Source organism: Streptomyces sp. NPDC088194 (assembly GCF_040702025.1).
Lineage (GTDB): Bacteria > Actinomycetota > Actinomycetes > Streptomycetales > Streptomycetaceae > Actinacidiphila.
Genome location: NZ_JBFBIV010000120.1, coordinates 1 through 21103, shown reverse-complemented (window position 1 = coordinate 21103; position 21103 = coordinate 1). Strand labels below are relative to the sequence as shown.

Annotated in this window: 19 protein-coding genes; 8 read left to right on the top strand and 11 right to left on the bottom strand. The window is 73.2% G+C overall.

The features are described 5' to 3' along the window. Positions 1-37 precede the first annotated feature (37 nt). The 5 genes from AB0399_RS36495 to AB0399_RS36475 all read right to left on the bottom strand — a co-directional run bounded on the left by AB0399_RS36495 (position 38) and on the right by AB0399_RS36475 (position 4800). Positions 38-1804 (bottom strand): ABC transporter ATP-binding protein, encoded by a 1767-nt coding sequence (locus AB0399_RS36495; RefSeq protein WP_329371849.1) that lies wholly within the window; start codon positions 1802-1804, stop codon positions 38-40. A 306-nt stretch (positions 1805-2110) separates the two neighbouring features. Next, on the bottom strand, positions 2111-2890 hold the full coding sequence (locus AB0399_RS36490) for a chaplin (RefSeq protein WP_366414218.1): 780 nt from the start codon (positions 2888-2890) through the stop codon (positions 2111-2113). Positions 2891-3117: 227 nt separating this feature from the next. After that, entirely contained in the window at positions 3118-3828 is a 711-nt protein-coding gene (locus tag AB0399_RS36485) for a hypothetical protein (protein WP_366414217.1), read from the bottom strand. Positions 3829-4025: 197 nt separating this feature from the next. Next, positions 4026-4301, bottom strand: coding sequence for a DUF5133 domain-containing protein (locus AB0399_RS36480; RefSeq protein ID WP_329371855.1), 276 nt, complete (start codon positions 4299-4301; stop codon positions 4026-4028). A gap of 325 nt (positions 4302-4626) precedes the next feature. After that, positions 4627-4800, bottom strand: a complete 174-nt coding sequence (locus tag AB0399_RS36475) for a hypothetical protein (protein WP_328474890.1) — start codon at positions 4798-4800, stop codon at positions 4627-4629. A 466-nt stretch (positions 4801-5266) separates the two neighbouring features. Between AB0399_RS36475 and AB0399_RS36470 the strand changes: the two genes are divergently transcribed. Further along, positions 5267-6526, top strand: coding sequence for an MFS transporter (locus AB0399_RS36470; protein WP_329374466.1), 1260 nt, complete (start codon positions 5267-5269; stop codon positions 6524-6526). 75 nt (positions 6527-6601) lie between these two features. On the opposite strand, the gene AB0399_RS36465 is transcribed toward AB0399_RS36470, so the two are convergent. Together AB0399_RS36465 and AB0399_RS36460 are read right to left on the bottom strand one after the other, a co-directional pair. Beyond that, the gene (locus tag AB0399_RS36465; protein ID WP_366414216.1) at positions 6602-7222 is read right to left on the bottom strand and encodes a hypothetical protein; all 621 of its coding nucleotides are present in this window, start codon (positions 7220-7222) and stop codon (positions 6602-6604) included. Then, positions 7219-7668 (bottom strand): YchJ family metal-binding protein, encoded by a 450-nt coding sequence (locus AB0399_RS36460; protein WP_366414215.1) that lies wholly within the window; start codon positions 7666-7668, stop codon positions 7219-7221. Before AB0399_RS36460 ends, AB0399_RS36465 begins: the two co-directional genes overlap by 4 nt. Before the next feature lie 228 nt (positions 7669-7896). On the opposite strand from AB0399_RS36460, the gene AB0399_RS36455 reads away from it, so the two are divergent. Next, positions 7897-8223: a hypothetical protein gene (locus AB0399_RS36455; RefSeq protein WP_329374468.1), complete on the top strand. Its 327-nt coding sequence runs from the start codon at positions 7897-7899 to the stop codon at positions 8221-8223. Between the two features lie 116 nt (positions 8224-8339). On the opposite strand, the gene AB0399_RS36450 is transcribed toward AB0399_RS36455, so the two are convergent. After that, positions 8340-8999: an endonuclease gene (locus AB0399_RS36450; protein WP_366414214.1), complete on the bottom strand. Its 660-nt coding sequence runs from the start codon at positions 8997-8999 to the stop codon at positions 8340-8342. Between the two features lie 75 nt (positions 9000-9074). Then, positions 9075-10613 (bottom strand): ATP-dependent DNA ligase, encoded by a 1539-nt coding sequence (locus AB0399_RS36445; protein ID WP_366414213.1) that lies wholly within the window; start codon positions 10611-10613, stop codon positions 9075-9077. A gap of 86 nt (positions 10614-10699) precedes the next feature. Between AB0399_RS36445 and AB0399_RS36440 the strand changes: the two genes are divergently transcribed. The 6 genes from AB0399_RS36440 (at position 10700) to AB0399_RS36415 (ending at position 15592) form a co-directional block, all read left to right on the top strand. Beyond that, complete coding sequence (locus tag AB0399_RS36440) at positions 10700-11323, top strand: alpha-ketoglutarate-dependent dioxygenase AlkB (RefSeq protein WP_329371864.1); 624 nt, start codon at positions 10700-10702, stop codon at positions 11321-11323. A 192-nt stretch (positions 11324-11515) separates the two neighbouring features. Next, positions 11516-12055: a type 1 glutamine amidotransferase domain-containing protein gene (locus tag AB0399_RS36435; RefSeq protein ID WP_329374470.1), complete on the top strand. Its 540-nt coding sequence runs from the start codon at positions 11516-11518 to the stop codon at positions 12053-12055. Beyond that, positions 12052-12600: a DUF5709 domain-containing protein gene (locus AB0399_RS36430; RefSeq protein WP_329371866.1), complete on the top strand. Its 549-nt coding sequence runs from the start codon at positions 12052-12054 to the stop codon at positions 12598-12600. Before AB0399_RS36435 ends, AB0399_RS36430 begins: the two co-directional genes overlap by 4 nt. Before the next feature lie 150 nt (positions 12601-12750). Next, a complete protein-coding gene (locus AB0399_RS36425) occupies positions 12751-13434 on the top strand; it encodes a hypothetical protein (protein ID WP_329371868.1) in 684 nt (227 codons plus the stop codon). Between the two features lie 355 nt (positions 13435-13789). After that, positions 13790-14731, top strand: coding sequence for a sensor histidine kinase (locus AB0399_RS36420; protein ID WP_329371870.1), 942 nt, complete (start codon positions 13790-13792; stop codon positions 14729-14731). 96 nt (positions 14732-14827) lie between these two features. Continuing rightward, positions 14828-15592, top strand: a complete 765-nt coding sequence (locus AB0399_RS36415; RefSeq protein ID WP_329371872.1) for a class I SAM-dependent methyltransferase — start codon at positions 14828-14830, stop codon at positions 15590-15592. Positions 15593-15800: 208 nt separating this feature from the next. On the opposite strand, the gene AB0399_RS36410 is transcribed toward AB0399_RS36415, so the two are convergent. Together AB0399_RS36410 and AB0399_RS36405 are read right to left on the bottom strand one after the other, a co-directional pair. Then, positions 15801-18320: a discoidin domain-containing protein gene (locus AB0399_RS36410; RefSeq protein ID WP_366414219.1), complete on the bottom strand. Its 2520-nt coding sequence runs from the start codon at positions 18318-18320 to the stop codon at positions 15801-15803. A gap of 564 nt (positions 18321-18884) precedes the next feature. Continuing rightward, positions 18885-20798 carry an alkaline phosphatase family protein gene (locus AB0399_RS36405; protein WP_366414212.1) on the bottom strand — a complete coding sequence of 638 codons (1914 nt, stop codon included), beginning with the start codon at positions 20796-20798 and terminating at the stop codon, positions 18885-18887. Between the last annotated feature and the right edge of the window lie 305 nt (positions 20799-21103).

Below are 21103 nucleotides of genomic sequence, written 5' to 3'. Positions count from 1 at the left end.
GGCGGCCCGGGCGCACGCGCTCGGGCCGCCCCGCGACTCACGCCAGCTGGGCCGCCTGGAGACCCGCGTACGCGCCGCCGCGCCGCAGCAGTTCGGCGTGCGAGCCGACCTCCACGATCCGGCCCTCGTCCATCACCACGATCCGGTCGGCGTTCCTGATCGTGGACAGCCGGTGCGCGACGACGAAGACCGTACGGCCCTTGACCAGCCGGCCGAGCGCCTGCTGTACCAGCGACTCCGAGCGGGAGTCCAGCGCGGACGTCGCCTCGTCGAGCACCAGCACCCGCGGGTCGCGGATCAGGGCGCGCGCGATGGCCAGCCGCTGCTTCTGCCCGCCGGACAGCCGGGCGCCGCGCTCGCCGACCACCGTGTCCAGGCCGTGCGGCATCCGGTCGATGAACTCCATCGCGTTGGCGTCCCGCAGCGCGGCCCGCACCTTGTCCTCGGACACCTCGGCCATGCCGTAGGTGACGTTCTCCCGCACGCTGCCCTCGAAGAGGATCGAGTCCTGCGGCACCACCGACAGGAAGCTGCGGTAGTCCCGCAGGTCGAGCGACTCCATGTCGACGCCGTCCAGCAGGATGCGGCCGCTGGTCGGGCGCAGGAAGCCGATCACCAGGTTCAGCACCGTGGACTTGCCGGCGCCGGAGCCGCCGACCAGCGCGATCGTCTCGCCGGGCCGTACGTCGAGGTCGAAGCCGGCCAGCGACGGGCGGTCGGTCTCGGGGTAGGTCAGTTCCACCGCGCGGAACTCGAACCGGCCCACCACACCGCTGACTTCGGCCTTGCCGTCGTTCTGCTCCAGGTCGGGCGCCTGGAGCACCTCGCCGATCGAGCGCACCGACTCCAGGCCCTTGCCGATCTGCGGGGCGAGCGTCAGCAGGGTGGTCACGGACGCGGTGAGGCTGGAGAAGTACGCCGAGAGCATCACCACGGTGCCCGGAGTGACGTTCAGCCAGCCGTAGTAGGCCACCAGCGCGGAGCCGGACAGGCAGGCGACGCCGATCGCGTTGAGCAGAATCCAGGCGATCGAGCCGAACCAGCCGTTGAGCCGGTCGAGTCGCAGCCCGGCGTGCAGCACCTCGCCCAGGGTGCGGTCCATCCGGTGCAGCGCGGTGTCCTCCAGGCCGTGCGCCCGGGTGATCGGGATCAGCGTGGTCATCTCGCTGACCCGGGAGGAGAGCTGCTCGACCTGCTGCCGGAACATCTCGTTGCGGTCCTTCAGCCGGCGGCGCAACTTGACCACCAGCACGGCCGAGGCGGGCACCACGATCAGGTAGACCGGCAGGAACGCGGGCGCCTGGATGCCGATGACCACCAGTCCGCCGGAGAGGGTGGCGATCGCCGCCAGGCCGTTGTCCGCGGTCTGCTGGGCGGCGGTCTCGATGGTCTCGACGTCCCTGATCACCTTGGCCTGGAGCACACCCGCGCTCACCCTGGCGTGGTAGCCGATCGACAGCTGCTGCATCCGGTGGCACAGCGCGGTGCGCAGCCGGGTGCCGGTGCGCCGGATCGAGCCCTGCATGTTGCGCACGTACGTCAGGTGCAGGGGCAGGTTGAGGACGAGGATCACCAGCAGCACCGCGGAGTTCCACCACAGGATGGAGATCGGCTTGTGCTGCACCACGACGTCCACGACGTTGGCGGTGATGAGCGGCAGCAGCCACACGGGGGCGTGCTTGGCGAGGAACGCGGCGACGGCGACGCCGACGCGGCGCCGGTCGGGGTGGAAGAGGTAGAGGAGAGTACGGAGAGGGTGCTCGCCACGGTAGCGGTGGCTGAGCGTGCCTTGCGGCAACGCCATTGCGGGGCTCCTCGAATCACGTCTTCGCGGTGATGCGGTAAGGGTGGGGCACGGCACGGACGGGCTTCGGCGCTGAAGCCTGCGTGCGTGTATGTGCGCGCATACACCCTAGGGGTTGGAGCGCTCCGCCGCGCCCGGCCGAGCGGCGTCTTTCCTGGTCACGGGCGCGGGTAATCGAGTTGACGGATTCGGCCCGCCGTGCGGAAGGCGTACGGCGGGCCGGGAGTGGGGGCGGTGCGGGGTGTCGCGGGGGTGCTGTGGGGGCCGGCCGGCGGACGAGGAGGGGGCGCCGCCGGCCGGCGGCGGTCAGCGCCGGGCGGACCCGACCGCCTGCGCCGCGGCGGCGGTTCGGGCTGCCGGGCGCGCCTTGCGGTAGAGCACCACGCCGCCGAGCAGCAGCGCCGCGCTCGTGCCGGCGGTCCAGCCCAGGCCGTCGGCACCGGTGTGCGCGAGGGACGGGTGGGCCGCGGAGTAGGCGGTGTCCACCGTGTCGTTCGGCGGCGCGGGGATCGGCTGGTGGGCCGGCGGCGGGGGCGGGGTGCTGTTGACCGCGGTGTTGCCGAAGGCGGGGTTGCCGACCCCCACCACGTTCACCGAGTTGCCGGAGACGTTGATCGGGAGGTCGATCGGCAGCTGGAGGGAGTTGCCGGACAGCACTCCCGGGGAGCCGGTGGTGCGGCCCGCCGCGTGGGCGCCGCCGGAGGAACGGGAGCCGGCGGAGCCGGCCCCGGACTCGTCGGCGGCCGGGCCGGCGTGCTTGGCGGGGCGGGCGCTGGTCGACGAGGCCGACGAGGCCGACGACTTGGCAGCGGACGACGCGGACGAGCCGGCCGCCGACGACCCGGCCGAGGTGTTCGCGCAGGTGTTGCCCATCGACGGGTTGAGCAGGCCGACCACGTCGACGGTGTTGCCGCAGACGTTCACCGGGACGTGCACCGGGACCTGGACGGAGTTGCCCGACAGGACGCCCGGCGAGCCCGCGGTCTCGCCGCCGGCCGTCGCGTCCGCCTGTGCGTACCCGGCGGACGCGAGCACACCGCCCGCGACCATCGCGGTGACCAGTCCCTTTCGGGCGACCTTGTTCATACGCTCACTGCCTTCCGGGAAAACATCACGAGCCGTATGCCCGCACCGAGGACAACGCGCGACACGGCCAAACGGGGCATGTCCGCACGCCGATTCATCCCAACGGGTGACCGTGCGCTGGCCGTGGTCCCGCCCTGCCGATAGGGGCGGGACCTCCGGACGGAACCGGGAAATGCCTGGTGAGCCGCGGGGTTCGAGGGCGAATGCCCCGGGAGAATGGAACGAAACTATGAATTTCCGTTGCCCGCTGTCTCCGGGGTGACGCCGTACTCGGCCAGCCACGCCAGCAGTTCGCCCCGGCCGGCCGCGGCCAGGCTGCCGCCGGTGAACCGAGGGTCGCAGGTCACCTCGGCGACCGCGCCTCGCGGCACCTCGAAGGCGTGCATCTCGGCGTCGTCCGCGAACTCCGCCTCGGCCAGCACCAGTCCGTGCAGCGGCGGCTCGAACACGTCGATTCCCAGCGGCGGAACGCTGTGGCGGGACTTGCGCAGCACGCGCGCGGGCAGCACCGCGAACACCTCGTATTCCGCGGCGGAGAGATACGTGTTGGTGAGCAACCCCTGTACGGGCCCGGGGGAGTCCGCCGGGATCTTCTGGGTGAGCTTCAACTGCGGGGCGGAAAGCCCCGGTCGGTCATTCCCGGCACCGGGGGCGGCGGCCCGGGCGGACAGCGGCTCCACGCGGCGCAGCCGCATCCTGGTGCCGAGCAGATAGCGGTCGGTGATCCGGTGTACGGGTCCGTGCCCGGCACCCGGCGGCGCCGCGAACAGGAAGCGGCGCTCCCGCTCCACGCGGGCGTACTTGCCCGGCACGACCCCGGGTGCGGCCGAGCAGGTGGAGGCGGCGGAGACGATGGGTTCGGCAGGTTCGGCAGGTTCGGCAGGTTCAGCGGATTCGGCGGAAGGCGCGGCGGAGGCCGGTCGGTGCTGCGGGATCATGGTGACCATGATGCGCGGGCGGCGGGCCGCGTGGACGACCGCGACCCGCACCCGCGGGGTCGCTGTCCGGTACGCCGTCGTCCGGTCGGTGCTTCAGCCTTCGTTCTTCGCTTGTACGGTGCTGCGGTGCTGCGATGGGGGAGATCCGTGGCCGGCGTTCAGCGGGTCACCGGATCAGGAGCGCGGCCTGGTGGTGCTCAGGCCGCGCTGACGTCGCGAGCCGGGTCCGCGTCCAGCGCCCCGGCCGCGATGGTGTCGATGTGCCGGCGCGCGGCCGCGAGCGCCGCCCCGATCTCCCGGGTGCCGGTCGACACGCACAACGTGTACATCGTGTCCTGCAACTGCTGCCGTACCAGGGGGTCGACGCCCTCCGCACGGTCCGACCCGTCCGCGTGCCCCTCGTCGACGACGGCGCGAAGCGTCTCGTAACGCTCCACCAGGTTGCGCAGGACGGTCGGGTGGGCCATCAGCATAGGTCTGCTCCTCGAGTGGTCGGCGAAATCGGCGCACACGAGGGCCGTTTGCCCGGTCGGGGTCCATGCATGCGAAATACACACGGAATTTACGTCTATCCGTGCATGACACATGTCACATCGGTGTCCTGGGTCGGATACCCGTGGGTCGGCCGGGGGTCGCGATGTACCTGGGGTGAACGGCCGCTGACATCCCGTCAGCCGTGGACGGCGGCGCCCCGGCCCGCCCCCGGAGGTCGTCCGGGCGGCGGGCGGTTGCCGGCGCGGGTCGCGCCCGCGTGCCGAACGGCGCCCCGTACGAGGCGCCGTCAGCCGGGTGGCACCGTCAGTCGATGCTGCGCAGGATGTGCGTCTCGCTGGGGTCGTCCTCGTATCCGGCGAGCCGGATCGGCGCGCAGCGGGACCATGCGTCCAGCGGGCGCTCCTCGTCGAGCAGGGACGTGACGTCCCCGCCGCGTTCGGCCGTGTTGTCCTTGCGGATGGGCTTGTCTGCTGACACCGCGCACTCCTTAGCGTCGCGTGGTCCGGGACGGCCGAACGCGGTCGGTTCCTCGCGTCACGGCGCCCGGTGGGAGGTCCTTCTCTTTCGGGCGGTGCGGACGCGGTGGCGCCTGATGCCGGTGCCGGAAAGCGTGGCCGAGTCGGCGACTGGTTCCGGGACTGGGCCGCGGGGCCAGGTACTTCCCCGACGGCTTGCTCGTCCCGGTCAGCGTATGCCGACGCACGCTGAGCCACCAGCCGGTTTCGGTCCGCGTCGGCCACCCGGGTGGATGTGTCACCCGTGCGCCCACCTGCGCCGCCGTGCGCCCCGCCGCTTCGCGCGGCGGCCCCGGTTGCTACGGTTTCGCGTGCTCAACAGTGAAGAAGACCACCGCGACGCGGTCGAGCCGTCCGGTACGGCGGCCGGTTCCGGCACCGCCGCGGGCGCCCCGGCCGCCGCCTCGACCGTCGCGGCGCCGGCCGCGATCCCCGCCCCGCGCCGCTCCCGGCTGCTCGCCGACATCTCCCCGCTGCGCGAGCACGCCGACTTCCGGCGCCTGTGGTTCGGCAACGCCGTGTCCTACATAGGCCAGCAGATGACCGCGATGGCCGTGGCACTCCAGGTCTACGCGATCACCGGCTCCAGCTTCTACGTGGGCCTGGTCGGCCTGTGCTCCCTGGTCCCGCTGATCGTCTTCGGCCTCTACGGCGGTGCGGTCGCCGACGCGGTCGACCGGCGCCGGCTCGGGCTGGTCACCGCGAGCGGCGCGACGGTGCTGTCGGCCGCGCTCGCCGTCGTGGCCATCGCCCATGTGCACAAGGTCTGGCCGCTCTACGCGATCGTCGCCCTCCAGGCGGTGTGCTTCGCGATGAACTCGCCCGCCCGCTCGTCCATGATCCCCCGGCTGCTGCCGCCCGAGCGGCTGCCCGCCGCCAACGCGCTCGCCTCCCTCGCCGGCGGGGTCGGGCAGATGGCCGGGCCGATGCTCGGCGGTGTCTTCGTCGGCTTCTGGGGCTACCAGGCGGCTTATCTGATCGACGTGGCGGCCTTCACCGCCTCCCTGTACGCGATGTGGCGGCTGCCGGCGATGCTGCCGGGGGAGCCCGGCGCCGACCCGGCCGCCGTACGGCGCAGGCCGTCGGTCCTGGAGGGGCTGCGCTACCTCGGTGCCCGGCCCAACCTGCGGACGACCTTCGTCTCCGACCTCGCCGCCATGGTGCTCGCGCAGCCCCGCGTGCTGTTCCCGGCGGTCGCCGGGCTCTGGTTCGGCGGCGACACCCGTACGGTCGGGCTGCTCGCCGCCGCGCCCGCGACCGGGGCGCTGCTCGGCAGCGTCTTCTCGGGCTGGCTCGGCCGGGTCCACCGCCAGGGGTTCGCGGTGCTCGTCGCGGTCGGCTCCTGGGGCGCGGCCGTCGCCGTCTTCGGCCTCACCCGCAACCTCCTGCTCGGCCTGTTCTTCCTCGCGGTCGCGGGCTGCGCCGACACCGTGTCCATGGTCTTCCGCAACACGATGCTCCAGTCCGCCGCGCCCGACGACATGCGCGGGCGGCTCCAGGGCGTCTTCCTGGTCGTCGTGGTGGGCGGGCCGCGGCTCGGCGACTTCCTCGCCGGCTCCGCGTCCGACCTGTTCTCCCCGACCGCGGCGGTGGTCGGCGGCGGGATCGCCTGCATCGTCGCGATCACGGTGATCGGGCTCTTCCAGCGCGGCTTCCTGCACTACGACGCCCGCGACCCGATCGCGTAACGCACGCACGTCATGCGGCTGTCGCGGGCATCACGGGCTGCGCGGGTACGCACCGGCTGGCGGGCGGTCACGCGGTCAGGGGAGCGGGAGCGCGGTGAGGGCGGCGGCCTGGGCGCCGACGGTCGGGTCCAGGGCGAGGGCCGCGCGGGTCAGGGCGGCGAGGTCGTCGGGGAAGCGGCCGGTGGGGTGCGGGGGCAGCCCGACGCGGGGGTAGGCGCGGGTGAGGAGGGCGTGGGCGGTGGCGGGGTCGCCGCGGTGCAGTGCCTTGACGGCGGCGACCCCGTTGGCGAGGGCGCTGGCGGCCGGCGGCCAGGGGTGGCGCACGGTGGGGTCGGAGGGCGCGGCACCGGGTTCCGCGGCGATGTCCAGGTCGAGCCGCCAGAACGGCGGCAGCCTCTCGAAGGCCACGAAGAGCAGCCGCCGCCCGGGGGTGCCGGCGGTGTCCGGGTCGCCGCGCAGCGACATCAGCGGACGCACCCGGGCGAGCAGGTCGCCGGCCCGGTCCACGCAGGTGCCGAACCGGTCGTCCGGCACCGTCCAGACGGCGTCGATGTCGCTGTACGGGTCGGCCGTGCCCGCCGCGAGGGACCCGCGCAGGTCCGCCCGGCCGCCGGGGCACGCCTCGGCCAGCACCTCCAGCACGTGCCGCGCCACGGCCGCGCGTACCACCGGATCGAGCCCGGGCACCTCTGTCACGCCAGGGCCTCCACGTAGACCCACAGCCCGCCCTCGCGGACGAAGCGGCTGTTCTCGCGCTGCTCGCCGTCCTGCCCGCGCAGCCGGTAGCGGGCGCGGAACTCGACGGTGCCCTCGGCGTGGAAGGCGCTGCCCCCGGTGCGGCCGAGGATGTCCAGGCCGGTCCAGCGCACCTCCGGGTCGAGGTCCAGGTCCGGCGGTCTGGTGGCGGCGGCCCAGGTGCGCAGCAGATACGCGGCGTCGCCTGCGGCGAAGGCGGCGTAGCGCGACCGCATCAGCCGTTCGGCGGTGGGCGCGGCCGCCTTGCCCGCGTGCAGGGCGCCGCAGCACTCGCCGTAGGAAGCGGGCAGCCCGCAGGGGCAGGCGGCGGCCGGCGGAGGAGCGGCGGCGGGAGCGGGGCGGTCGGCCCGGGGCGTGCGGGAGGTACGGGCGGTGCGTCGCGGCATCCCCCGATTGTGCCGCAGACCGCGGGCGACGGAACCACCCGGAAAGCCCTCGCCCGTTCGGACCAGTACAGGGTTTTGTCCGGCTCGCAGCGGAAATGCGCTGACCATGGCCCGCCGCGCCCGCGGACCGACCGCCCGCCCGCCGGTCCACTGGTCCACCGGAGAGGAATCATCGTGAGTACCGCGCAAGAACAACCCGTTGACCCGTCAGCGCAGGTCGCGGTCGTCCTGGACAGCTGCGTCAAGGAGGACGCGGTCGCCGTCCTGGCCGCGCTCCAGGCGAGCTTCCCGTCCGACCGCGCCGAGGACGACAAACCCGTGGACACGGAGGGCGGCCACCCCACGGTGTGGACGGCCACGTTCGACGTCTCGCGCACCCTCGGTCTGGCCGACCCCGGCCGGCTCTCCGAACCCGTCACCATCACCGCCCAGGGCGGCTACCTCGCGGTGGACCGGCTCCGGGAGGGCCTCGCGGAGGCGTTCTCGGTCCGCGTGGTCGGCACCGCCGCCGGCGACCAGGAGCAGGAGGCGAGGCTGCGGCTGGAGAACCGGTAACGCGCCGCCGCCCCGGAAGCGGCCGCCCCGGAGACGGCCGACCCGGAAACGGCCGGCCCGCGCCCGGCCGACCCGAAGCCGGGGTGACCCGGTGCCGCTCGTTCGGCGGGTGCCGCTCAGCGCCCGGCGGCCGCCTCCTCGACTGTTGCCACCGCGTGCTTGTCGAGCGCGACGCGGACCAGGGCCGCGGCCAGCACGGACGGGTCGGTGCCGTCGGCGAGCCGCGCCAGGCGGGCGGGGGAGTCGGGCATGCCGAGGAGTGCGGCCCCCTGGAGCGTCTTGGCGTCGAAGTAGGGCGCCCATTCAGGCCAGACGGCCTGCGCCTCGCGCAGGAAGATGTCCACGCCGGCCGGGCCGAGCCCCGGGAACTCCCGCAGCTCGCGGCGCACTTCGCCCAGGTCACCGCCCGCGCGGGCGCGCATCCTCCGCAGGTCGCCGCCGTACCGCGTCCGCACCAGCTCCGCGCCGTCGCCGAGCTGGGTGGCGGTCCGCTCGTCGTAGCGCCGGTAGCCGCCGCGGCCGAGCGCGTCGACCCGCTGCTGCCAGGTCGCCTCCGCCATCGCGCGCGGGCTGCGCAGGCCCGCCGCCGACAGCTCCCTGGCCGCCGCCACCGCGACGCCAGCCCGGATACGGGCGCTGAGCAGGCCGGCCAGCACGAGCAGCCGGTACAGCGGCTGCGGGGCGTCGGTGAGGCGGATGCCCGCCTCGTCGGCGTACGTGCGGCCGTACAGATCGAGCAGTGCGCGCACCGTGGCGCGCCGAGTGGTGCGGGCCATGACCGTTCACCTCTCCTTTGGTGCGTCGCCTTCGGGTACCCGGGCAGGCGCGCCCACAACCGCGAACGACGGACGCTAGCCGGTGTGGGCGGCGCGGACCGCGGCCACCGTGTCGGCCTGGTCGGGGGTCTTGTCCTCGCGGTAGCGCAGCACCCGGGCGAAGCGCAGCGTCAGGCCCGCCGGGTAGCGCGGCGAGGTCTGCACCCCGTCGTAGGCGATCTCCACCACGAGCTCGGGCCGTACGGTCACCACGTGGCCGTCGTCGGAGACCGCGCGGGCCAGCAACTGCTCGGTCTGCCAGTCCAGCAGGGCGTCGGTGAGGCCCTTGAAGGTCTTGCCGAGCATCACGAAGGAGCCGTCGTCGGCCCGCGCGCCCAGGTGCAGGTTGGACAGCTTGCCGGTGCGGCGGCCATGGCCCCACTCGACGGCGAGCACCACCAGGTCCAGGGTGTGCACCGGTTTGACCTTCAGCCAGGTCGCGCCGCGCCGCCCGGCCGCGTACGGACTGCCCGCGGCCTTGATGACGACGCCCTCGTGGCCGCGCGCCAGCGTCGCCGCGAAGAACTCCTCGGCGGCCCGCGCCTGCTGCTCGTCACCCGGGTCGGCGACGAGCAGGTTCCGCACCCGGCGCTCGGCCGGGACCAGCGCGGCCAGCGACGCGTGCCGCTCCGCGTACGGCAGGTCCAGCAGGTCGCGGCCCTCGACGGACAGCACGTCGAAGAAGACCGGGTGCACCGGCAGCGCGGCGGCGGCCGTCGCCACGTCCACCCGGGAGCCGACCCGGCCCGCAGTCTCCTGGAACGGCCGGGGCCGCCCGTCGGCGTCCAGCGCCAGCACCTCGCCGTCGAGCACGAAGCGTTCGGCGGGCAGCGCGAGGGCGGCGGCCACGACCTCCGGGAGCCGCGCGGTGACGTCCTCCAGGGTGCGGGTGAAGACCTGCACCCGGTCGCCGTCGCGGTGCACCTGGACCCGGATGCCGTCCAGCTTCTCCTCCACCGCGCACGGCCCGAGCCGTACCAGCGCCTCCTCGACGCTCTTCGCCGCGCCGGCCAGCATCGGCAGCAGCGGCCGCCCCACCTGCAACGCGAAGCCGGCCAGTGCCTGCGGACCGCGGTCCAGCAGCGCCTGCGCCACCGGCTCCAGCGCCCCCGCGAGCATCACCGCCCGCCGTACGTCCGCGGGTCGCGCGGCCGTCGCCGCCGCCAGCCCCTCGATCGCCGCCGCGTCCAGCGCGCCCTGCCGTACCTCCCCGGTGAGCAGCCCCAGCAGGTATTCCTGCTCCGGCGCGGTCGCCGCGCCGAACAGGTCCTGGAGCAGCGCCCGCCGCCCGGTCTGCGCGCCCTGCCCCGACACCTCGCCGACGTCGGTCAGCGCCGCGTCGACCGCCCGCACCGTCAGGGTCGGCTCGGCGGCCGGCTCCGCGCGGTCGCGCAAGGCCGCCCAGCCGATGCCCAACCGGCCCTGCGGCAGGCGCCCGGCCAGGTAGGCGATGGCGATCGGGGCGTCCTCGGGCTGTGCGGCGCGGAAGAACTCGGCGAGCAGCTCCGTCTTGCGGGACCGCGCGGACGTCCGCGCGACCTCCCTGGAGACCCGGGCGACCTCGGCGAAGAGCATGCCCCTATCGTGCGCCGACCGGGCGCCACGCGCTCCCGCACCCTGGCTATTCGAATGACTGTACGAATATCGGTTACGCTGGTGGTATGCACCATCAGCAGGCGTCCCTCTTCGACACCAGCGGGCCCGGCCTCGGCGACCTCGCCGCGGTCCACCGCACCCGCCTCGGTGACGGCGCCTGGATCGACACCCTCCCCGGCTGGCTCACCGGCGCCGACGACCTGTTCGAACGCCTCGCCACGGAGGTGCCCTGGCGGGCCGAGCGGCGCCTCATGTACGACAACGTGGTGGCCGTCCCCCGCCTGCTGGCCCACTACGGTGCCGGCGAGCCGCTGCCCGACCCCGTGCTCGAACGCGCCCGTGACGCCCTCGGCGCGTACTACGCGGCGGAACTCGGCGAGCCGTTCACCACGGCCGGGCTGTGCTACTACCGCGACGGGCGGGACAGCGTCGCCTGGCACGGCGACCGTACGGGGCGGGGCAGCACCCGGGACACGCTCGTCGCGATCCTCTCCCTCGGCGAGCCCCGGCCACTCCTGCTGCGCCCGCGCGGCGGCGGCCCCGCCACGGTTCGCCGGCCCCTCGGGCACGGTGACCTCATCGTCATGGGCGGGTCCTGCCAGCGGACGTGGGACCACGCGATCCCCAAGACGCGCTCCGCGGTGGGCGGCCGGATCAGCGTCCAGTTCCGCCCCCGCGGAGTGCGCTAGGGCCGGTCCCTCCCCGAGGTGGTGTGGTCTGCCGTCCGCCCGGTGGGGCCGATCCGCGGGTTGGCGGCGCGGGGGACTCGGAGGGATGGTGGAAAGCGGGTGAAATGCCCGTTTCTGCACCAGGTGAAGGGGTAGGCGGGGTCCGTGGTCATGCGGCTGCGCCCACCCCGAACACGAGAGGACGTGATGGACGTGCGGAGCGCGATCCTCGTGGCGCCCCAGGGAGTGGAGCAGAGCGAGCTGACCTCGCCGTTGCAGGCGCTGACCGAGGCCGGTGCCCACCCGCAGGTGGTCGCGCCGCTGCCCGGGACCGTACTGGCGTACAACTACCTCGAACCGGGCGACACCTTCCCGGTCGACGTGACCCTCGACGAGGCGTCCGCGGCCGACTTCGACCTGCTCGTGCTGCCCGGCGGCGTGCCGAACTCCGACGCGCTGCGGCTGCACCAGGGCGCCGTGGACTTCGTCCGCGCCTTCTTCGCCGCGGGCAAGCCGGTCGCGGCGATCTGCCACGGCCCCTGGCAACTGGTGGAGGCCGACGCGGTGCGCGGCCGCACCGTCACCTCGTGGCCGAGCCTGCGCACCGACCTGCGCAACGCGGGCGCCACCTGGGTGGACGAGCAGGTCCGGGTCTGCACCAACGGCCCGAACACCCTGATCACCAGCCGGATGCCCGCCGACCTGGACGCCTTCAACGACGCGGTCCTCGACGAGATGAGCGCACGCACATGACTCAGCAGCAGCGCGGACCGGACGACCTCGGCCGCGGCGACGACGTGTACCAGCCCGACAAGGGCGGCGACCGCGACATCCGCGAGGACACCGGGCCGCTCGAACCCGAGGACACCCTCGACGACCGCGGTGTGGTCGACGTCCTCGACGAGGGGTACTCACCGCCCGACCGCCCGCTGGTCGTCGAGGACACCGGCACCACCGGCGACGAGCAGCAAGCCGGCGACTCGCTGGACGACCGGCTCGCCCGCGAGCGCCCGGACCGGCAGCCGCCGCGCGGCGACGGGCTCGGCGACGCCTCGGACACCGACGGCGAACTGCTCGACCCGGAGGCGGGCGACCTGCGCTCCGGCCGTCTGGTCGGCCCCGACGAGGGCGCGCACTCCCGGGAGGACGGCGTGACCGGCGAGGACGTCGGCATCGACGGCGGCGCCGCCTCGGCGGAGGAGGCCGCGGTGCACCTGGTGGCCGATGCGGACCTGCCCGACGAGGAGGAGGGCTCCGGGCCCGGGAGCGGCGGTGGAACCGCGGGCGGCGGCCGGTGAGCCGTGCCCGCTCCGGCGGAAGGTGAGGGGCGCGGACGGCCGGACCGTAGCACCGTAGGACATGGAGGAACTCACGACGCATGGCGCGGACGGCCGCCGGGATCGGGCAGACCCCGAGGTCCCCGCGAGCGCAGACAAGGAGCCGGTGGCATGAGCGAAGCGAGCGAGCGCGAGGAGATGCCCGACCGTCCGGGCACGGGCGCGCCGGCGCCGGACCGGGCCGGTCCGGGCGGTGCGAGCGTGGCTCCGGACCCGGGTGCGGACCTGGGCGCGGGCGCGGCTGCCGGTGGCGGCGCGGCCGCGCACGAGCGGGTGGCGGACGCCGACGGCGGGGGCGGCCACGGCCGGTGGAGCTGGGGGCACCGGCACTCCGGGCGCGGCGCCGCCGGGCACGACGGCCACCACGACGTGCCCACCGGGCTCGCGGCCAGCCTCGTGACGTCCGGCGGGCTGCTGCTGGCGATGGTCGAGGACCTGCGGATGCGGGGCGGGGACACCCCCGAGGAGGTGCGGCCGCTGGCCGACACCTTCGCCCGGCACCTCGCGGCCAAGGAGGCCACCGTCAGCAAGGTGCTGGAGCGGCACGGCGAGTCGGCCCGTCTCGTGGCGCGCGACCGGCAGGAGGGCGAGCTGATCCAGGGCATCCTCGACCGCGCGCTCACCGGCCGGCACCCCGAGGAGACCCGGCGGCTGACGGTCGACGGCGCCCTCACCCAGATGTACCAGTACCTCTTCCACGAGCGGCGCGACCTCGTGCCGGCGCTGGAGCGGGCGGTGCCGGCCGACGAGAGCGAGACGCTGTCCGCGGCCTTCGAGGCGATCAACCACGACTGACAACGGCACGGCGCTGCCCGGCGGTGCCACGGCGGACGGGGGCACGGCGATGAGCGGTACGGCGGTGGGCGGTGCGGAAGCCGGCGGTAGGGAAGCCGGCGGTACGGAATTCGGTAGTGCGGAAGCCGATGGTGCGGAACTCGGCGGGCCGGAAGTCGCCGGGGCGGCGGCGGGCGGAACCACGGCGGGCGCCGGCACGGGTGGCGTTCTCACGGCGTCCCTCGCGCCGCCCGCCCCCGGGACGGCCATCGGAACGGCCATCGGGACGGCCATGGGGCAGCCCCCCGACAAGGTCATCTTTTCGGGGCGCATACTGGCGAGACCGGTACACGTGTCCGAAAGGGGGCCGGAGGACGTGGAGCCCGCCGCCAGCGCCTTCTCGCACCCTGCCTTCTTCTACCGCGACGACGCCGAATACCTCGACAGCACCCTCTCCTTCGTCCGGGACGGCCTGGCCGCCGGCGAGCCGGTCGCCGTCGCGGTCCCCGGGGAGCGGATGGCGCTGCTGCACAACGCGCTGGGGCCGCTCGCGGACGGTGTGCACTTCACCGACATGGCGCGAGCGGGCCGCAATCCCGGCCGGATCATCCCGGGCGTGCTCGCCGCCTTCGCCGACGCGCAGCCGGCCGGCCCGGTCCGGATCGTGGCCGAACCGGTCTGGCCGGGCCGCACCCCGCTGGAGTACCCGGCCTGCGTGCAGCACGAGGCCCTGGTCAACGCGGCGTTCGACGGCCGCCGGGCCACGATCCTGTGCCTGTACGACGCGTCGCGGCTCGGTCCGCAGGCCCTCGGCGACGCCTGCGTCACCCACCCGGTGCTGATCGAGGGCGGGCGGCGCCGGATCAGCGCGCACTACGCACCGGAGTTGGCGGTCGCCTCCTACAACGTGCCGCTGGCGGAGCCGCGGTTCGCCGCGTCGTACACCTTCGATGACGAACGGCTGCGGGCCGCACGGCAGTTCGCCGTGCGGGCCGCCGACGCGCTGGGGCTGGCCGGCCCGCGGCTGGACGACCTGGCGCTCGCCGTCGCCGAACTGACCACCAACAGCGTGCTGCACGGCGGTGGTTCGGGGGTGGTGCGGGTGTGGGCCGAGCACGGGCACGTCGCCTGCGAGGTGCGCGACGGCGGGCGGCTGGTCGACCCGCTGGCCGGCAGCCGGCTGCCGCCGCCCGGACGGCCGGGCGGGCGCGGCCTATTGATGGTCCATCAGCTGGCCGACCTCGTCCGCACCCATACCGGATCGGCCGGCACCGCGATCCGCTGCTACCTGACGCTGAACCCGCCGGCGCCGGCGTGAGAGGGCGGTCCTGGGCCGGGGTGCGAGCCGGGACCCGGGCCGGGGCGCGAGCAAAACCGGTTGCCGGGGGTCGGCCGATCCCACGAGAGTGACCGGATGAACCGCACCTTCGACGACCTGGTGGCCGAGGCCGACGCCGTGTCCGTGGCCGGCTGGGACTTCTCCTGGCTGGACGGGCGGGCGAGCGAGCAGCGTCCCTCCTGGGGATACCAGCGGCTGATGGCGGAGCGGCTGGGCCGGGCCTCGGCCGCGCTGGACATCCAGACCGGCGGTGGCGAGGTGCTGGCCGGCGCGCCGTCCTTCCCGCCGGTGATGGCCGCGACCGAGTCCTGGCCGCCGAACGTCGCGAAGGCCACCGCGCTGCTGCACCCGCGCGGCGCGGTCGTGGTCGCCGACGCCGACGAGCCGCCGCTGCCCTTCGCGGACGAGGCGTTCGACCTGGTCACCAGCCGTCACCCGGTCACGGCGTGGTGGCACGAGATCGCCCGGGTGCTGCGGCCGGGCGGCACCTACTTCTCCCAGCACGTCGGCCCGGCCAGCGCCGTGGAGGTGTACGAGTTCTTCCTCGGCCCGCAGCCCCACGCCGACCGCGGCCCGCGCCACCCCGACACGGCCAGGGCGGCCGCCGCCGAGGCCGGTCTCGACGTGCTCGACCTGCGCTACGAACGGCTGCGGATGGAGTTCCACGACGTCGGCGCGATGGTGTACTTCCTGCGCAAGGTGATCTGGATGGTGCCCGACTTCACCGTCGAGCGCTACCGCGACCGGCTGCGCGACCTGCACGAACTCATCGCCGCCGAGGGCCCGTTCGTGGCCCACTCGACCCGCTTCCTGATCGAGGCCCGCAAACCGCCCCGCTGACCCGCCGGTTCGGTCCGGCCAGGGTCGTGGGCTCCGCGGCGGCCGCGCTCGCGCTCGCCGCCGGCCCGCTGCCTCGATGGCGGGCACGGATGCCGACCGGCGCCCCGGGACCGGGACAGCGGAAGGGGCCGCCGTCCGCTGCCGGACGACGGCCCCTTCCCGCACTGTTCATCGTGTACTGCGTGCGCCCTTCCCCACCGCGGTGCGGTTACGGGTAGCTGGTCACCGTCGACGGGGTGGTCGAGGTACCCGAGGTACCCGGTCCCGTGTCATTGATGACGTGGGCGTACTGGCCCATCCCGCCGAGCGACACCACGAGCAGGTCGTGGAACTTCACCCCTGGCGTGTTCGGCGCCTCGAACCCGTGGTCCTGGATGATCGTCGGGTCCGCGGTGAAGTTGCAGTAGCTGCCCAGTCCCCAGCCCTCGTGGCTGGTGACGTTGGCGTCCACCTTGTAGGCGGCGAAACCTCGGGTGCTGCCGTTCTGGATGGCCGCCTGGTTGGGCGGGTCGTAGGCGATCTCGTTCTGGAAGAAGATCGTCTTCCCGTTCTGGCCCGCCCACTCGACGTCGTACTTCTCGAAGTGCTCCACGAACAGGCCGGTCGCCAGCACGTTGTTGCCGTTGACCTTCAGGCCCTCGTCCGCCGGATTGGTGGTCCACCCGACGCCCGCGCCGTGGTCGGCCCGCCACAGCCAGGTGTGGTCGATCACCACGTCGTTGCTGTTGATCTCGAAGGCCGTACCCGCCTGGCCCGGGCCCGCGCCGCCGACCCGCGCGAACACGTCCTGGATGGTGGTCGGGTTGCTCGCGTGGCTCGCCGAGGAGCCGGGCGCGCCGACCTGCAGCAGCTGCGGCGACTTGCCGGCGCCCGCGTCGATCAGGAAGCCGGCCAGCTTCACGCCGTCCACGTCGGCGACCTTCATCGCGTCCACGCCGTTGTCCGGGATGACCGTGGCGTAACCGAGGCCGAGCACCACCGTGTTGGCGCGGGTGACGTTGATCGGCTGGTCGACGTGGTAGATGCCCGGGGTGAGCACCAGGTTGAGGCCCTGCGCGAGCGCCGCGTTGATGGTCTCCGCGGACACGCCGGGCTTCGCGACGTAGAACTGGGTCAGCGGGATCGAGGTGCCCGGCGTGTTCGGCCAGTCCACCCCGCTGGCGTTGGTGCGCATGTTCGGCACGAACACCTGGTAGTTGCCGCTGCCGTCCAGGTACATGTACGGCTTGTCCCGCGACTCGGGGGTGGTGTTCAGCGTCGTGTAGACCGGGTTCGGGAAGCCCTGGGCGGGAGCGCCCTGGACACCGGAGAACACCATGTTCCACACGCCGTTGGTCCAGCCGCCGACGGAGCTGTCACGGGTGTACCACTGCTGCTGCGAGTACGGGCCGACAGTGCCGTCGATCTTGCTGTCGGCGATGTACCCGCCGCTGGCCCAACCGTAGCCGTTGGGCGCCAGGTTGAGGCCGCCCTCGACGTGCATACGGCGGAACGGCGCGGCCTGCGCGACGGCCCAGCGGTCGTCCCCGCTGACCGGCTTGAGGGCCATGTTCTCCACGCTGCGCCAGAAGTTCTGCGTGGCGTTGCCGTTGAACCAGCCGGCGTCCACGGTCATGTCGCCGTTGATCTGGACGTCGTCCGGGTTCTTGCCGAGACCGGAGACGGACGTGTAGAAGCCGATCTGGTCGTTGATGTTGTTGTACGTGCCCGGCTTGAAGAACACCTGGTAGCGGGCGTCGCCGAACTGGTTGCTCTCCTGCTGGGCGAAGATCGAGTCCAACTGCCCCTGGATGTTGGGCGTCGAGGGGTCGAAGACCTTCACGTTCGGGCCGAGGTCGCCGCCGCCCTGGATCGGGCCGGTGCCGCCCCCGGTGGTGCCGCCGTTGTCACCGCCGCCGGAGTCGTCGCCCGCGGTGCCGTAGACCTGGAACTCCCAGAGCGAGTAGCCGTACTGGGTGGCGCGCGCGGTCCCGTACATCCGCACGTAGCGGCCGGAGCCGGTGACGTTCAGCGTCTGGTTGCCGCCGGTGCCGGTGGTGGTGGAGTAGACGTCGGTCCAGGTCGAACCGTCGGCCGAGGTCTGGATCTTGAACGACTTGCCGTACGCCGTCTCCCAGTTGAGGGTGACGGAGCTGATCGTCGAGGTGGCGCCCAGGTCGACCTGGAGCCACTGCGGGTCGGAGGCGGCGCTGGACCAGCGGGTGCCGGTGTCGCCGTCGACCGCCGCGGAGGCGGGTGTGCCGGCGTTCTCGGTCGAGGAGGCGGTCGCCGGGCGGCCCTGCGAGATCAGGGTCGCGCCGCTCGGCGGCGTGGTGCCCCCGGCCGAGCCGTAGACCTGGAACTCCCAGAGCGAGTAGCCGTATCCGGTGGCGCGCGCGGTGCCGTACATCCGGACATAACGCCCGGAACCGTTTACGGAAACCGTCTGCTTGCCGCCGGTTCCGGTCGTGGTGGAGTACGCGTCGGTCCAGTTGGCGCCGTCCGACGACAGCTGGATCTTGAACCCGGTGGCGTACGCCGTCTCCCAGTTGAGGGTCACCGAGGTGATGGTGGCGGAGGCGCCGAGGTCCACCTCCAGCCACTGCGGGTCGGAGGCGGCGCTGGACCAGCGGGTGCCGGTGTCGCCGTCGACCGCCGCGGAGGCGGGTGTGCCGGCGTTCTCGGTGGAGGAGGCGGTGGCGGTCTTGCCCTGCGAGAGCAGGCTGTCGGCCGCGTGGGCGGACCGCATCGGCACGAACAGCAGCAGCGAGGCGACCAAGGCGGTGATCACCGCGGCCACGATGTTCCGCCGTCTGCGACGGTCCGCGGGCGCCACGGGTCTCAGCGCCATGGTGCCGGTGGGGGGAGGGAGCATGGGCGACTCTCCTGATTCCAGGGTGGGGGGTCAAACGTGTCGAACTCCGGGCGGGCGCCCACCGGTTGATCAGTGAGAGCGCTCTCCCGACGCACACCGGAATGTTTCTCCCTGTGTTTCATCCATGTCAAGAGTTGTGCACAAAGCCCGTATCGGAATACGGAGGGATGTCGGGCGTGACCGTGAGCGGTGAAATGCGTTCAGCTCGTGAACGCAACGCGGTGCGACCGTCCGGCGGTTGCTTCAAGGCCCGACGCGTGCACGGGCGGGGCGGAGCGGTGTGCGCGGGCATGGCGGAGGGGCCGCCCCGGAGACTTCCGGGACGGCCCCTCGCAGGCCCCGTGCGTGGCGGCCGAAGGTGCGCTGGCGCTCTAGCCCTCTAGCGCGGGTGGCGCGGATGGCGCGGGTGGTGCGGTGGTGCCTCGCGCGGTGGCGGGGTCAGGCCACGCTGCGCGTGGCGCGGTTCCGGCGGGCGTAGTACAGCGCGCCGCCGCCGACCACCAGGACGCCCGCGGTGATGCCGAGCGGCAGGGTCGGGGAGGAGGTACCGGTCTGCGCGAGCTGCGTGGACGGGGCGTTGCCGCCGCCGGTCGAGCTGCTCGACGAGCCGCCGGTGCCGCCGTGCCCGGGCTTGCCCGGCTTGCCGGGGGGCGTCGGGTGGCTGCTGATCTGCTTGACCGACTTCACCGAGCCGTTGGTGTTCAGCAGCACCTGCTTGTTGTTCGGGTGCTTGAAGTCGAACGCGCCGGTGAGGCTGCCCGCGCGGGCGTCGAAGGACCCGTCACCGATCCGGCCGGTCTTCCAGTTGTCCTCGATGAACTTCGTGATCGACGCCTGCTCGGTCTGCGTGTGGTCGACCGAGTTCACCTTGCTGTAGGGCGAGATGACCAGCAGCGGCTGCCGGGTGCCGGGGCCGCAGCGGTCGTTGTAGCCCTGCGCGGCGGCCGGACCGGCCTGGCAGGCGGGGCTGTCGGCGGCCTTGCCGTTGGAGCCGACCGTGGTGTCCTTGGAGCCGTTGTGCGGCACCGCGTAGGCGTGGTCGTACCAGCCGTCGGAGTCGTCGTACGCCACCACGACCGCGGTGTCCTTCCAGTCCGCGGAGGACTGGATCGCGTTGATCTCCTTGACCAGGAAGTTCTGCTCGTCGATCGGGTCGGAGTAGGCCGCGTGGCCGTCCTGGTACTCGGCCGCCTTCAGGAAGCTGACGGCGGGCAGGTCGCCGGCCTTCAGCGCCGAGTCGAAGTCGGTGAGGTCGTAGTTGTGGTTCGCCTGGCCGTTGTGGCCGATCTCGGCCGTGTTCTTCGGCGGCAGGTGGTGCGGGTTGGACGTGGACTTGTAGTACTGGAACGGCGAGTGGTGCGGGCTGTAGTCGACCGAGGACGCGCCGGCTACGTTGGCGTGCGTGCTGCCCAGGCAGCTGGCGTAGTCGCCCTGCTTGCCGTCCCACGCGGTGGACGGGCGGAAGCCGCCCTGGAACCAGCCCCAGCTGACCTTCTTGGAGTTGAGCAGGTCACCGACGTTCTTGCCGGTCAGCTCACCGAGCGCGTTGGCGCTGGTGTGGCTGTTGTCCGAGCAGTCGTCGAAGGCCGGGTCGGGGTCGTTGGCGACCGTGCCGACACCCTTGGCGTTCGGGGAGACCACGGTGTACGGGTCGGGCGTGGCGGTCTGCTTCGGGTTCTCGGTGCCGGACTTCGGGTCCACCGAGATCACGCCGTGCGTCTGGCCGGAGACCAGGTTGAGCGCGCCCGGGGTCGAGGGGCCGTAGTTGGAGCTGTAGGAGTTGTCGCCGAGCGTGTAGTGCTGGGCGTAGTTCCACAGGCCGGTGACGGTGTTGCCGTCGTAGTAGTCCATCACCAGGCCGGGCTGGTAGAACAGGCCGCCCGAGCACTTGCCGGAGTCGGTGTTCTGCACGTACTGGTCGGCCTTGCCGCCGTTCGCGGCGTACTGCTCGGGGCCGTAGGAGTGGTTCTGGTCGCAGGTGACGGCCTCGGACGGGCTCAGCCGCTGCGGCGCGTACTGGTTCGGGTTCTTCTTGACCAGGCCGGCGTGCGCGGCCGTGTCGATGTTCTTCGGCGTGTTCTTCGCCGCGGTGAACTTCGTGCCGTCGGTGTTGGCGGCCTGCGGGTAGGTGCCGAAGTAGTGGTCGAACGACACGTTCTCGTCGAAGAGGACCACCAGGTGCTTGATCGGGGTGGTAGTGCTGTCGCCGCCGCCGTGGTGCGCGGTGTCGGCGTGGGCGGGCGCGGTTCCGCCCAGCAGTACGAGCGCCGCTGCTCCGGCGAACGCCCCCCAGCGCGCGGTCCGCTGCCGCGGACCTCTTCTTGACCTGCTCGTACTGCCCGTGGTGCTCATGCTGTGTCAGCCTCCGCTTTGTGGTGCTTACGCGTGCCGATGTCGATTCGCGCACGGTGTCGAACGCGATCGTCCGGGTGAGCCGCGACATGACAACGGCCCGGTGGTGACGTCCCGGTGAACAGAGGGGGGCGGTTCGGTGTGCGTGGCCGGGGACGGGTCTCCGGTCGCTTTCGGGTCGCCCCTGGTTGCTGTCGGTTGCCCTCGGTGGGTGCTCGTTCAGGTGAGCAGGGCGCGGCCGAGCCAGTCGGTGCGGTCGTGGACGCCGGGTAGTGCGAAGAAGTAGCCGCCGCCGTAGGGGGTGA